The following is a 12,498-nucleotide window of genomic DNA, read 5'->3' on the forward strand; positions in this document are numbered from 1 at the left end:
CGGCTACCCGGCGGTACCGGCGCCGGCCGCCGCCAGCCCCAGCGCGTACGGCAGCCAGAACTGGCCCGCCGCGGGCTCGCCACGGCCGCACTCGCCGTCCGACTCGCCCGGGTTCTTGATCCAGAGGTACGCGTCGACGCCGGGCCGCCCGGTCTCGGTCGTGGGCGGCGCGCCGAGCGCACGGCCGGGCGGGTTGCACCACGCCTCGGCGTCCAGCGGCCCGTTGCCGTTGCGGCTGGTGTCGACGACGAAGTGCTTGCCGTCCAGCAGGGCGGACAGCTGCGCGCCGAACGCCGCGTTGCGTTCGGTGGTGAAGAAGTTGGAGACGTTCACCGCGAAGCCGTCGGCGGCCGCGATCCCCGATCTGCGCAGCGCCTCGGCCAGTGCCCGCTCGTCCTGCGTCCACCCGGGGTTGCCCGCGTCCAGGTAGACCCGCACCTGCGGGCGCTTCTTCAACTCCTGGACGGCGAAGGCCAGCAGGGCGTACCGCTCGGCGGCGGCATCACCCTTGACCCCGCAGCTGTCCAGGGTGTGCGCGATCGCGTCCGGCTCCAGCACCACCCAGGCCCGGCGGTCCCCGATCGCCTCCGCCAGACCGGTGATCCAGGCCCGGTACGCGGCGGCGTCGGACGCGCCGCCGGCCGAGTAGAGGCCGCAGTCCCGGTGCGGGATGTTGTACACGACGAAGACCGGCGTGCGGTCGACCTCGGCGGCACGTCGGCTCACCTGGTCGGCGATGTCCCGGGCCGCCTGGTCACCGAGCCACTGCGAGGACGGCTGGGCGGCGATCCGCAGCAGGGTGTCGGCCTCGGCCGTGCGGCCCTGTCCGCGCAGGGCGGCCGCCTGGCGGGCGACGGAGGTCTGGTCGGAGACGTAGAAGGTCTGGCCGGGAAGCTGCGGCAGCGTGCCGCCGGCCGCCCCGGGCGACGCGGCCGCCGCGGTCGGCGCCGCCGGCGCCCCTGTCGGACTCCCGCCGCCGGTGCCCTTGGCGCCGTCGGCCTTCCCCTCGGGGCCGCCCTGCGAGCACCCCGTCACACCCGCCACCAGTCCCAGCAGAGCCGCCCCCACGGCCAGCCGGAACCCCGCCCCTCGCCCCACTCGGCGCACCTGCCGCCCCTCCCCCGCCCAGGTCCGGTCCGGCCGGACCCCGGCCGGCCCCCAGCTTCGCACACGGGGGCGCCGCCCGCCGTCCACTACGGGATGAACGGCGGGCGCCGCCAGACCGGGAGACGCGCCGTCAGATCGGGAGGCGCCCCGTCGGACCGGGCGAGGGGGCAGGGCGGCTCAGGCCTGCTTGAGGTCCGGGATCCGCCAGTCGATCGGGTCGACGCCGAAGCCCTCCAGCGCGGTGTTGATCTGCGAGAACGGCCGGCTGCCGAAGAACAGCTTGGCGGACAGCGGCGACGGGTGCGCGCCCTGGACCACCACGTGCTTGTCGGTGTCGATCAGCGGCAGCTTCTTCTTCGCGTAGTTGCCCCAGAGCACGAAGACCACCGGCTCCTCGCGCGCGCTGACCGCCTTGATCACCGCGTCGGTGAACTTCTCCCAGCCCTTCGCCTTGTGCGAGTTGGCCTCGTGCGCGCGCACCGTGAGCACCGCGTTGAGCAGCAGCACGCCCTGCTCGGCCCAGTGCATCAGGTAGCCGTTGTCCGGCGCCGGGATGCCGAGGTCGGCGTCCAGCTCCTTGAAGATGTTGCGCAGCGACGGCGGCGTCTTGGTGCCGGGCAGCACCGAGAAGCTCATGCCGTGGGCCTGGCCGTCGTCGTGGTACGGGTCCTGGCCGAGGACGAGCACCCGGACCTTGTCGTACGCGGTGGCCTCCAGCGCGGAGAACTCCTGCCCGCTCGGCGGGAAGACCTGGTGCTCCGCGCGCTGCGCCGCCACGAAGGCCGCCAGCTCGGCGAAGTACGGCTTCTCCGTCTCGGCGCCCAGCACCTCCCGCCAGGAATCCGGCAGTTCCAGGCCGCTACCCGCCTGCGCCTCGCCCACGTTCGCCTCGACCGTCCCCGCCTCGACCGTGTCCGTCACGACGACCTCTACCTCCCACCGGGCGACCGCTCACCGCGGCACCGCCCCGACCCGCGGGCGTATCGCGCCCCTCGCGCCGTACGCCCTCTTTCACCCCGAACGCTACACAGCCCCACCGACAACCGGCTCCCCGGCCGCCTCGCCCGCCGCCTCGCCGACGGGCTTCCCGCCCGCGCCACCGACCGGGCCACCAGCCGCGTCACCGACCGCGCCGCCGGCGGGCCGCACGGTCTCGCGGGCCACCGCCCGCGCCACCCGCAGGTGCTCGACCACGTTCAGCGCCACCAGCAGCACGGCGAGCGCCACCAGCGCGGCGAGCGCCGGCCAGCGCACCGTCACCGGCGCGAGCGCCAGCACCACCGCCGCCGCCGCGAGCCGGGTCGTCGCCACCGAGCGGAACATCATCCAGCGCGTGTAGCCGAAGGTCAGCAGGTACAGCCCGCAGCCGCCGTAGAGCAGCGCCACCGAGCCCGCGCCGAGCGCCCGGCGCGGGTCGGCCACCGTCTCGCCGAAGCCGACCGCCACCGCGATCACCGCGGCGGCGAGCGCCAGGTGTCCGTACTGGAAGACCCGGCGCACGACGTCCCGGCGCGAGTCGGCGACGGCGACGGCGTGGCGCATGGCGTCGGCCGCGTAGACGAAGTACTGCCACCACAGCCCGGCCGAGATGGTGAACGCGGCCGTGACCGCGACGAGTTCGGCCGCGTCCAGGCGGGCCGCCGCCGCAGTGGCGCCGATGCCGACGATGGACTCGCCGAGCGCGACCAGCAGGAACAGGGCGAACCGTTCCGGCATGTGCGCCGGGTGGTAGGCGACATCGGCCAGCCGGCGGCGGAACACCACCGGCGCGGACAGGTCGCAGAGCGCCGCGAGCGCCCACAGTGCGACCCGCGGCCCTTCGGGCAGCAGCCCGCCCACCGCCAGCAGCGGCCCGCTGACCATCACGCCCACGCCGTACGGCCCGCGCCAGACGCCCGGGATGCGCACCAGCAGGAGCAGCAGCACGATCCTGGCCGCCCAGTACGCGGCCCCGAGCAGCACCCCCCGCCCCTCGTACGCCCCGGGCACGCCGAGCGCCATGACCAGGCCGGTCAGCCCGACCGCGAGGATGCCGAGCCGGTCGCGCGCGGTGTCCACGTCCCGGATGTTGGCCTGCACGGTGGTCCCCACCCAGCACCAGTACACCGGCACGAACACCACCAGCGCCCGGACGACGCCCGCCCAGTCGTGATGGTGGTGCAGCAGCCCCGACACCTGGGTGATCGCGAACACGAACACCAGGTCGAAGTACAACTCCGCCCAGGTGACCCGCTTCTCCCCCGGCTCCCCCGCCAACTCCCCCGTGCCGCCCATTCGTCCTCCCCGACGCACCCGGCGAACGGCCCCGCCCCGGCCCTCGGCCAGGGCACGGCCCGCAACAGCAGCCCCGAGGCTAGAGCACCCCGGCCACCGCCGCGATCCACCGGCCCGGCACGGCGGCCCGGCACGGCGGCGGGGCCGGGGCCGGGACGGGACCGGGACGGGACCGGTCCGCGGTGTGGGCGGGCTCTGGGAGCCGGAGAGGGGGACGACTACGCTGGTCCACGTTGGGGCAGCCGAGCGGCGCCCGGCCGGCCACCGGTGTCCGGCCGGAGCGATGCGCGAGATCCAGAACCATCGCAAGACGTAGGAGACACCCACGTGGCAGAGCGCGAGCGCAAGCCGATCGATTCCTGGCTGACCGACATGGACGGCGTCCTCATCCACGAGGGCGTGCCGATCCCCGGCGCCGACACCTTCCTCAAGCGGCTCCGCGAGTCCGGCAAGCCGTTCCTGGTCCTCACGAACAACTCGATCTACACCCAGCGCGACCTGCACGCCCGGCTCGCCCGGATGGGGCTCGACGTCCCCGTCGAGCACATCTGGACCTCGGCGCTGGCGACCGCCAAGTTCCTGGAGGACCAGCGGCCCGGCGGCACCGCCTACGTCATCGGCGAGGCCGGCCTGACCACGGCGCTCCACGACGTCGGCTACGTCCTCACCGACACCGACCCCGACTTCGTGATCCTCGGCGAGACCCGGACCTACTCGTTCGAGGCGATGACCAAGGCCGTCCGGCTCATCGACGCGGGTGCCCGGTTCATCGCCACCAACCCCGACGAGACCGGCCCGTCGGCCGAGGGCGCGCTCCCGGCCACCGGGGCGGTGGCCGCCCTCATCACCAAGGCCACCGGCGTGGAGCCGTACTTCGTCGGCAAGCCCAACCCGCTGATGATGCGGGCCGGGCTGAACGCCATCGGCGCCCACTCCGAGAACAGCGCGATGATCGGCGACCGGATGGACACCGACATCGTCTCGGGCATGGAGGCCGGCATGTCGACCTTCCTCGTCCTCACCGGCCTGACCCAGGCCGAGGACGTGGAGCGCTTCCCCTACCGGCCGACCCGGGTCGTCGAGTCGATCGCCGATCTGGTCGACCTGATCTGAGCGCGCCCCGGGGGTCCTCCGTGCGGGGAGGGACCCCGGGCCCGTGTGCCCGTCCGGCCGCCCGGACGTCCGTGTGCCCGTCCGCCCGTGCCGGTCAGCATGCCCGCCTCAAGGGCTCCTTAAGGTGCCCCTAACCGCAGCGTTCCCCCCTCGGCGGGACGGCCCCGGTCCGGCTACCGTGAACGCCACGCCGCCGCGCCCCCCACCGCGGCGGCGGCACACCCCCTCACCCCCTCACCCGCAGCAGCCCCGAAGCGGCGCCGAAACCGGGAGCAACCGGGCGCGCCGTGGTTGAGTAGGGCCCATGACGACCTCCGCGCACCGAGCCCCGGCCACCGCCTCCGGCACCCACCCGCCCTTCCGCGTCGGTCTGATCGGCTTCGGCCTGGCCGGCTCCGCCTTCCACGCCCCGCTCATCGCCACCACCCCGGGACTGCGGCTGGACGCGGTGGTCACCGCCAACCCGGAGCGCCGCGACCAGCTTCGGCGCGAGCACCCCGGGGCGCGCGCCGTCGACACCCCCGAGCAGCTGCTCGCCGACCCGCAGGCGCTCGACCTGGTCGTCATCGCCTCCCCCAACCGCACCCACGCCCCGCTCGCCCGCGCCGCCCTGAAGGCCGGGCTCGCCACCGTGGTCGACAAGCCGCTGGCCGGGACCGCCGCCGAGGCGGGCGAACTCTGCGCGCTCGCCGAGTCCACCGGCACCCTGCTCACCGTCTTCCAGAACCGCCGCTGGGACGGCGACTTCCTCACCGCCTCCCGGCTGGTCCGCGAGGGCGCGCTCGGCCGGGTGCACCGCTTCGAGTCCCGCTTCGAGCGCTTCCGCCCCAAGCCCAAGCCCGGCTGGCGCGAGCTCGCCGACCCCGCCGAGGTCGGCGGCACCCTCTACGACCTGGGCAGCCACCTCGTCGACCAGGCGCTCACGCTCTTCGGCCCGGTCGACACGGTGTACGCCGAGATCGACGTCCGGCGCGACGGCGCGGTGGTCGACGACGACGCCTTCGTCGCCCTCACCCACGCCAACGGCACCCGCTCGCACCTGTGGACCAGCGCCCTCGCCCCGCTCGTCGGCCCGCACCTGCGGGTCCTCGGCGACACCGCCGGGTACGTCAAGTCCGGCATGGACCCGCAGGAGGCGGCCCTGCGCTCCGGCCTGCGCCCCGACCCCGCCGCAGCGGCCCCCTGGGGCGCCGAGGACCCGGCCCGCGACGGCGTCCTCGGCACCGACGAGTCCATCGTCACCGTGCCCACCGACCCCGGCGACTACCCCGCCTTCTACGCGGGCGTCGCCGCCGCCCTGGCCACCCCCGGCACGCCGCCCCCGGTCGATCCGCGCGACGCCGTCGCCACCCTCACCGTCCTGGAGGCCGCCCGCGCCTCCGCCGCCACCGGCACCACCGTGCGCCTCGAAGGCCTCCCCGGCTGACGTCCCGCCGAGGATCCCCGCGACGGTGGGCCCGGCCCACGGCTGAACTTCGCTGAACTGCCCCCGCCGGCCCTGCTGCCCCACTCTCCCGTTCGCCTACGCTGCACCGCATGCAGACCTGGGGGGAGCGGTACCAGCAGGGCCTGACGGACAGTGCGGAGCAGCGGCAGCGGGCCCGGGCCCGCGCGATCGTGCGGCAACGCCGCAGCTGGGCCCGGGGCGAGACCATCAACTGGGCACCCGTCACGGTGACCACCCCGGACGGCCGGCCGGTCGGCCTGCCCTCCGGCAAGCACTCCGACAAGCACTCCGGCAGACACGAGCTCATCGCCTTCCTCCTCGGCCTGCTCGTCCTCCTGTCCGAGCTCAGCGGCGTCCTGCTCGTCCTGGGCCTCGCCCTCCGCTGGCTGTTCATCGAGCTGACCGGCCGCCCGCACTACGCCGTCCTCGCCACCGCCGACAACACCCCCGTCGCCGTCCATCGCACCCGCCGCCGCAGGCAGGCCCTGCTCGCCGCCGCCGCTCTCGCCGACCGCGTCGAACGCGAGGGCACCACCGCCCTCACGCCGGGAGCGACCGATGACTGACGAGGCAGCCGAGGTGGACGAGCGCCGGGCCGCCCGGGAGGAGCAGCGGCGCCGGGAGCGGGAGTGGACCGCCGAGTTCGAGCGGAAGGCGGCGGCCGCCGACGCGGCGCGGGCGGAACGCGAGCGGGCCGGGAGGGCGGCGGCGCTGCGGGCGTGCTGGGCACGGGGCGAGCGGGGCGAGAGCCATGCGTTCGCGGAGATCGCCGGCCCGGACGGTGGGGAGCCGGTGCGGATCGCCGTGGTCTGGCTCGGCAGGTTCCGGGCCGTGCCGAGGGCCTTCCGCGGGTCGCTCACGCACGGTGCGATCGGCGACGGCCTGGGATTCCTGATCCTCCTCGCCGTCGCCCTCCTGGTGGGGCTCCACCACGTCGTCCGCCGCCTGTTCCTCCGCTGGTCCGGCGGTCCGCGCTGGGCCGTCGTCGGCGCCGCGGGGCCCGGCGGGAAGCACGTGGTCGTGCGGCGCGAGCGCGACGTCGGGCCCGCCGCGCTCGCCGCCGCCGAACTCGCCGACCGCGTCGAGCGGGAGGGCGCGGCGGCCCTCCCGGCCGCGGGCGGCTGACCGGGGTCAGACGCCGATGATCTCCACCGCCGAGCCCAGGCCCTTGAAGTCCGCGACGTTGCGCGTGTACAGCGGCAGGCCGTGCGCGGAGGCGATGGCGGCGATCATCAGATCGATCCGGCGCGGGCGCGGCTGGCGGCCGGCGGCGATGGTCAGGGTCACCAGGGTGCCGTAGCGGGCGGCGGCGGCCGCGTCGAAGGGCAGCGGCTCGAAGTCCGCCATCGCCGCGCCCAGCACCTCCATCCGGGCCGCCCGGCTGACCGGGTCGCGGGCCATCGAAACGCCCTGCTGCAGCTCGGCGAAGGTGATCGCGGTCAGCTCCGGCACGGCCGGCAGGTCGGCCGGACCGATCAGCGCCAGGTCGATGTAGACGCAGGTGTCCAGCACCCCGGCGGGCCGCCGCCGGGACGCCCGCCGCCGCTCAGCCACGCGGGCGCTCGAACGGGTCGCCGTCCTCGTCCCCGACCAGCTCGTCGGGCCCGAAGTACTCGTCGGCCTCCTTGCGCATCTGCTGGTAGTCCACCCGCGGCAGCTTCACGTGCCGCGCCACCAGCTCCTCCGCCGTGAGCCGCCGCCGCCCCACGACCGGCCGCAGCTCGGCGACCTCGACCCCGTTCCTGGTGATGTGGAAGGTCTCCCCCGCCTCCACGGCGTCCATCACCGCGGCGGAGTTGTTCCGGAACTCCCGCTGGGTAATCGTCTTCATCCTTCCAAGGTAGCCCCGTGTAGCACCTGCGGCTACACCTCGCGCGGCATTCACCGAAATCAACCGCCTACGGACCGTTGCCGCGTTACCGTACGACGGTCGACCGATCACGCTGGGGGGCTCCGACCATGGCCGATGTCACCACCGAGGCGCAGCAGAATCCATGGCTCTACGGCCAGGACGGGCCACCCTCCGGGATTCCGCACCCGGGCGGCCCCTCCGGCGCCTGGGCGAGCGGCCCCTCGGCCGGCGCCCCGGTCCGGGTGGAACCCGCCGCACTGCGCCAGGCGGCCGGGGCGTCCCGCCGCCTCCAGGGCGAGCTGCGGTCCACGGTCAGCCACGCCGAGCCGGACACCGCCGCGGCCGCCCAGGCCTTGTCCGCCGACTGCTTCTCCTCCGGCGCCGCGCTCACGCAGGTCCTCACCTGGTGGAAGGCCCGGTGGACCAGCCTCGACAACCGCCTCGGCATGACGGCGGACCGTCTGGAGGCCACCGCCGCCGCCTACCGGTCGACCGACACCTCCTCCGCCTCCGCGTTCAAGGCGCCGTGAGCCGTGGTGACCTTCGCGCAGCTGCGACACGCCTCCTTCGAATCGCTGGACAAGGCCGGCGACACCTGGAACGGCGTCGCCGGACACACCGAACAGATCGCCGGCCAGGTACGCTCCGGCGTCCTGCAACCGCTCACCGGGGCCGCGCCGGGCTCCCTCGCCCCCGGCGTCGGCCGCGCCTGGACCGGCGTCGCGGCCGACGAGGCCACCCGCGAGATCGGTCTGCTCGCCGACGAGCTGACCGCCTTCCACTACGAGGCGCTCGCCGTCACCGCCGCCCTGCGCCGCGCCCGGTCCGCGTTCGCGCAGGCCCAGCAGAACCTGCTGCGCGCCATCGGCGACGCCGAGGCCCTCGGCGCCACCGTGGCCGCCGACGGCACCGTGACGCTGCCGCCCCTGCCGCCGGAGGACCGCAACGACCCGGACGCGATCGCGTACCAGCGGCGGAAGTGGGACGAGCTCCAGCAGTACGTCGAGGCCATGGGCAAGGCGGTGTCCGCCGCCACCGAGGCCGACACGGCCGCAGCTGCCGCCCTGCGCGCCCTCGACCCCGCCGAGGTCGACCCGGCCACCCGGCCGGGGGCGGTGGCGAATGCGGGTGATGACCTCGTCCGGGCGGCGGGCATGCCCTCCGACCCGAAGGCGCTGCGGGCCTGGTGGGGTGCGCTCGACCCGACCGTCCGCGCCGGGCTGCTGGCATCGGACGGCGAGAGGCTGCGCGCGGCGGGAGTACTGGGCCCGGTCGACTACGAATGGCACGCCCCGGACGCCGGAGCGGGCGACTACGCCCAGCGACCGCCCAGCGCCGGCGACTATGCCAACGGAGCTGCCGCCGAGGCGCTGCTGGTGGGCGGCGGGAACTTCGTCGGGTACACCGACGCCGCACGCCATCTGCAGCACTTCCTGACCGCGACGGGTGAACCGCTCGCCGTCGACGTGGACCGGATGCTGTACGACGACCCGGACTTCCGCTGGCGGGTGGACAAGCAGATCACCGACCACCAGGCAGAGTGGCGGCAACTGGCGCTCGACGCCTATGAGCGGTCGGGCGGGGCCCCGGTGGCCGTCCCGGTCGAGGCCGTAGCACACCGCGACATCGATGCGTCCGCCCAGCGCAACTGGTTCCTGGCGATCGGCAGCCACCCGTACGCCACCTCCGGCGTGGTGACCGCCCGTCCGGGCCCGGATGGGAAGCCTGTGGTCTCGGTCCAGTACCAGGTCAACATCTGGGACCGCTACAACTGGGATCCCGGCAAGAGCACACCGATCGCCTTCACCAACATCAAGGACAGCGACTTGGCCAAGCTCCACCAGACCGGACTGGCCAGAGAGTTCGACCTTACCGGCCGGAGCACTCCGGTGACCGTCGCGCTTCCCGGCACGCCGTCCTCCCCGCCCGGGGCGGGCGCCGGGCAGGACGGTACCCGCGATGCCGCGCGCTCGAACCCCGGACGGGAGACTCGATGAGCGAGAGGCCGCCCTTCTCCGATCCCCGGCGGACCCGCCGCCGTCGGCTGATCGGGGTCCTGGTCGCCGGCCCTCTGATCCTGCTGGCGGCCGGAGTGGCTCTGCTGTACTGGGCCTACGAGCAGGACCGCCATCCGAAGCCCGACAGCGGGCGGCCGGGGGCGTGGATGACCGTGAGCTCGGAGGAGGTGTCCCGGTTCGCCCGTGTGGGGATCCCGGCGTCGGCGGTCGACGTCCGGTGGGCCTATCAGAACGGGTTCCAGGACGACCTCGCGTTCCTCGCGTTCCGGCTGCCCCAGACCGGTCTGGAGGACTTCAAAAGTGGTCTTCCTGTTTCCGAGTGGACTGACAGCGGGCACCAACTGGCCATCGACATGGACGGCTTCCAGCACGCCGGTGCACCGGACCCGTCGGACGCGCATCCGTTGACCTGTGGGGGTTTCCTCTCTCCGGCCCCGGCCAAGAGGATCGCCACCCGCGTGTGCCTCGCTCCGCAACCGGACGGGACGGGCCAGGTGTGGGTCAGAGCCTTCCAGACCTCCTGAACCGGGAACCGCGGCACGGGCCCGTTCGTCTTCCTGCTCTGAAGACCCGGATCCGGAACGCAGAGGAGGGCAGGGACGTGGCGGTGGTCGCGATGCTGCTCGGGGTGCTCCGGGTGCTGAGCGGGGAGTGGCTCGCCGAGGGTGGCGGGTCGCTGACCTCGGTGGCGGCCGCGGCGGCCGTGGTGCTGGTGGCCGGGGCGGTCGCGGGGGCGCTGGTCGTCGCGCGGCTGCTGGGGGCGCGGGCGCCGGCGAACGTGCGGGCCGGGGCGCTGCGCAGGCGCGCGTTCCGGACGGCGTTCCTGCCGCAGCGTGACCCCGACGCCCGGGGCCGTCGACGCCCGAGGGCCCCGGGAGCGGCCCCGGCGGCCGCGTAGTCCCGGTAGCAAGAGCAGTCCCTTCCCGGAACGCCGCCCGGCGCGGCCGTCCTCCGCCGATCACTCGTATCCCGAGACCCCGGAGGGCTCGCTCCACCATGTCCGTCTTCGCTGTCCTCGACCCGGCCGTCGGCCTGGCCCACGACGTCGTCGCCGCGCTCGCGCACGTCGTCCCGACCGCGCTCGCGATCGTCCTGTTCACCGTCTGCGTCCGCCTGGCGCTGCACCCGCTGGCGCGGGCGGCGGCCCGCGGCGAGAAGTCGCGCGCCCGGCTGGCGCCGCGGATCGCCGAGCTGAACCGCAAGCACAAGGGCCGCCCGGAGAAGCTCCAGGCGGCGCTCGCCGAGCTGTACCGGGAGGAGAAGGCCTCGCCGTTCGCGGGGTGCCTGCCGATGCTGGTGCAGATCCCGTTCTTCTCGGTGATGTACCGCCTCTTCACCACCCCCAACGACCTGCTCGGCCACACCCTGTTCGGCGCCCCGCTCGGCCTGCACGTGGGCAGCGCGCAGGGCGCGGGGCAGGGGGCGGTGTTCGCCGTGCTGTACGCGGGCCTGGCGGCGGTGGCGTACGTCGGCTTCCGGCGGGCCCGCCGCGCGCAGGCGGCGCAGGCGGCACAGGCCGCCGCGGGCGGCACCGCGCCGCAGCCGGGGCTCGCGGTGCTGCCGTACCTGTCCTTCGGCACGGTCCTGTTCGCCGCCCTGGTCCCCCTCGCGGCCGGCGTCTACCTGCTGACCACCACCGCCTGGTCCGCCGCCGAACGCGCCTGGCTGTACCGGGACGGCGCTCCGGAGCCCGCGGGGGTGGCGCTGGTCTGAGCCCGGGTCGGCCGGACGGGCTGGCCTCCTCTAGCCTGTGTGATCGTTTGGCCCGGTCGGCCGGACGATCACACAGCTGGGATCAGACAGGTGAAGGGAAGGGTCGGACCATGACGGTCGCTGCTCCGGCGTTGGCCGAGTTGCGGGAGGTCTGCCAGCCGCAGGCGAAGCTGGCGAGCCGCAACGGGGAGCACTGGGCGGGGCGGCTCTACATGCGGGACGTGTCGCTGCGGGTCACCCGCCAGCTGGTGCGGACCTCGGTGTCGCCGAACACGCTCACCTGGGTGATGGTGGTCTGCGGGGTGGGCGCCGGGGCGGCGCTGGTGATCCCCGGGCTGCCGGGCGCGGTGCTGGCGGCGGTGCTGATGCAGGGCTTCCTGCTGTTCGACTGCGTGGACGGCGAGGTGGCCCGCTGGAAGAGGCAGTTCAGCATCGCCGGCGTCTACGTCGACCGCCTCGGCGCCTACCTGGCGGACGCCGCGCTGATGATCGGCGCGGGGATCCGGGCGGCCCGGGGCGGCTCGGAGCTGTGGGTGTCGGTGGGCTTGGCGGCCGCGCTGGGCGTGGTGCTGCTGAAGGCGTCGACCGACCTGGTGGACGTGGCGCGGGCGCGCAGCGGGCTGGCGCCGGCGGACGAGGAGTCGACGCAGCCGCGCTCGCAGGGCATCGCGACGGCGCGCCGGCTGGCGTCGGTGTTCAAGATCCACCGGGTGACCAACGGGATCGAGGCCTCGCTGGTGCTGCTGGCGGCGGCGGTCGTGGACGCGGTGGTCGGCCACACCGACCCGACGCAGGCGACGGTCGCCGGGATCACCGTGATCACCTGGGGGATGGTGGTGGCGCACCTGGCATCGATCCTCTCCTCCTCGCGACTGCGCTGAGCGGGCACCGGGCCCGGCGCAGGACGCCGGGCCCGAGGCGCGGACGGCGGGCCCGCCCCCCCTCGCCCGGACCACCGACGGGGCGGCCGTGAC

General features: G+C 74.8%; 15 protein-coding genes. 10 read left to right on the forward strand and 5 right to left on the reverse strand.

The window, feature by feature from the left end; all coding sequences use genetic code 11:
* Positions 1-3: 3 nt before the first annotated feature.
* The 3 genes from ABT238_RS29635 to ABT238_RS29645 all read right to left on the reverse strand — a co-directional run bounded on the left by ABT238_RS29635 (position 4) and on the right by ABT238_RS29645 (position 3,381).
* The gene (locus ABT238_RS29635) at positions 4-1,044 is read right to left on the reverse strand and encodes a glycoside hydrolase family 6 protein (protein WP_350800364.1); all 1,041 of its coding nucleotides are present in this window, start codon (positions 1,042-1,044) and stop codon (positions 4-6) included.
* Between the two features lie 240 nt (positions 1,045-1,284).
* Positions 1,285-1,962 (reverse strand): uracil-DNA glycosylase, encoded by a 678-nt coding sequence (locus tag ABT238_RS29640; protein WP_502884398.1) that lies wholly within the window; start codon positions 1,960-1,962, stop codon positions 1,285-1,287.
* 168 nt (positions 1,963-2,130) lie between these two features.
* Positions 2,131-3,381, reverse strand: a complete 1,251-nt coding sequence (locus tag ABT238_RS29645; RefSeq protein ID WP_350800372.1) for a low temperature requirement protein A — start codon at positions 3,379-3,381, stop codon at positions 2,131-2,133.
* 372 nt (positions 3,382-3,753) lie between these two features.
* On the opposite strand from ABT238_RS29645, the gene ABT238_RS29650 reads away from it, so the two are divergent.
* From ABT238_RS29650 to ABT238_RS29665, 4 genes are all read left to right on the forward strand, one after another.
* The gene (locus ABT238_RS29650) at positions 3,754-4,494 is read left to right on the forward strand and encodes an HAD-IIA family hydrolase (protein WP_350571834.1); all 741 of its coding nucleotides are present in this window, start codon (positions 3,754-3,756) and stop codon (positions 4,492-4,494) included.
* Positions 4,495-4,798: 304 nt separating this feature from the next.
* Positions 4,799-5,920, forward strand: a complete 1,122-nt coding sequence (locus tag ABT238_RS29655; RefSeq protein WP_350571800.1) for a Gfo/Idh/MocA family protein — start codon at positions 4,799-4,801, stop codon at positions 5,918-5,920.
* 110 nt (positions 5,921-6,030) lie between these two features.
* On the forward strand, positions 6,031-6,507 hold the full coding sequence (locus ABT238_RS29660; RefSeq protein ID WP_350800384.1) for a hypothetical protein: 477 nt from the start codon (positions 6,031-6,033) through the stop codon (positions 6,505-6,507).
* Positions 6,500-7,066 carry a hypothetical protein gene (locus ABT238_RS29665; RefSeq protein WP_350800392.1) on the forward strand — a complete coding sequence of 189 codons (567 nt, stop codon included), beginning with the start codon at positions 6,500-6,502 and terminating at the stop codon, positions 7,064-7,066. Before ABT238_RS29660 ends, ABT238_RS29665 begins: the two co-directional genes overlap by 8 nt.
* A gap of 6 nt (positions 7,067-7,072) precedes the next feature.
* On the opposite strand, the gene ABT238_RS29670 is transcribed toward ABT238_RS29665, so the two are convergent.
* Both ABT238_RS29670 and ABT238_RS29675 read right to left on the reverse strand, forming a co-directional pair.
* Positions 7,073-7,495, reverse strand: coding sequence for a type II toxin-antitoxin system VapC family toxin (locus ABT238_RS29670; RefSeq protein WP_350571794.1), 423 nt, complete (start codon positions 7,493-7,495; stop codon positions 7,073-7,075).
* Positions 7,488-7,772 (reverse strand): type II toxin-antitoxin system Phd/YefM family antitoxin, encoded by a 285-nt coding sequence (locus ABT238_RS29675; RefSeq protein ID WP_350571792.1) that lies wholly within the window; start codon positions 7,770-7,772, stop codon positions 7,488-7,490. The genes ABT238_RS29670 and ABT238_RS29675 overlap by 8 nt, the downstream gene beginning before the upstream one ends.
* A 128-nt stretch (positions 7,773-7,900) precedes the next feature.
* Here ABT238_RS29675 and ABT238_RS29680 point away from each other — a divergent pair, with 128 nt between their 5' ends.
* The 6 genes from ABT238_RS29680 (at position 7,901) to ABT238_RS29705 (ending at position 12,405) form a co-directional block, all read left to right on the forward strand.
* Positions 7,901-8,323, forward strand: coding sequence for a type VII secretion target (locus tag ABT238_RS29680; protein ID WP_350800411.1), 423 nt, complete (start codon positions 7,901-7,903; stop codon positions 8,321-8,323).
* A 3-nt stretch (positions 8,324-8,326) separates the two neighbouring features.
* Positions 8,327-9,790: a hypothetical protein gene (locus ABT238_RS29685; protein ID WP_350800420.1), complete on the forward strand. Its 1,464-nt coding sequence runs from the start codon at positions 8,327-8,329 to the stop codon at positions 9,788-9,790.
* Positions 9,787-10,335 carry a hypothetical protein gene (locus tag ABT238_RS29690; protein ID WP_350800427.1) on the forward strand — a complete coding sequence of 183 codons (549 nt, stop codon included), beginning with the start codon at positions 9,787-9,789 and terminating at the stop codon, positions 10,333-10,335. The genes ABT238_RS29685 and ABT238_RS29690 overlap by 4 nt, the downstream gene beginning before the upstream one ends.
* Positions 10,336-10,412: 77 nt before the next feature.
* Positions 10,413-10,709, forward strand: coding sequence for a DUF6412 domain-containing protein (locus ABT238_RS29695; protein ID WP_350571784.1), 297 nt, complete (start codon positions 10,413-10,415; stop codon positions 10,707-10,709).
* A gap of 98 nt (positions 10,710-10,807) precedes the next feature.
* A complete protein-coding gene (locus ABT238_RS29700) occupies positions 10,808-11,524 on the forward strand; it encodes a YidC/Oxa1 family membrane protein insertase (RefSeq protein WP_350800446.1) in 717 nt (238 codons plus the stop codon).
* A 110-nt stretch (positions 11,525-11,634) separates the two neighbouring features.
* The gene (locus ABT238_RS29705; protein WP_350571780.1) at positions 11,635-12,405 is read left to right on the forward strand and encodes a CDP-alcohol phosphatidyltransferase family protein; all 771 of its coding nucleotides are present in this window, start codon (positions 11,635-11,637) and stop codon (positions 12,403-12,405) included.
* The last annotated feature ends 93 nt before the right edge of the window (positions 12,406-12,498 follow it).

It is taken from the genome of Kitasatospora sp. NPDC001527 (assembly GCF_040298605.1).
In the GTDB taxonomy this organism is placed as follows: Bacteria; Actinomycetota; Actinomycetes; order Streptomycetales; family Streptomycetaceae; genus Kitasatospora.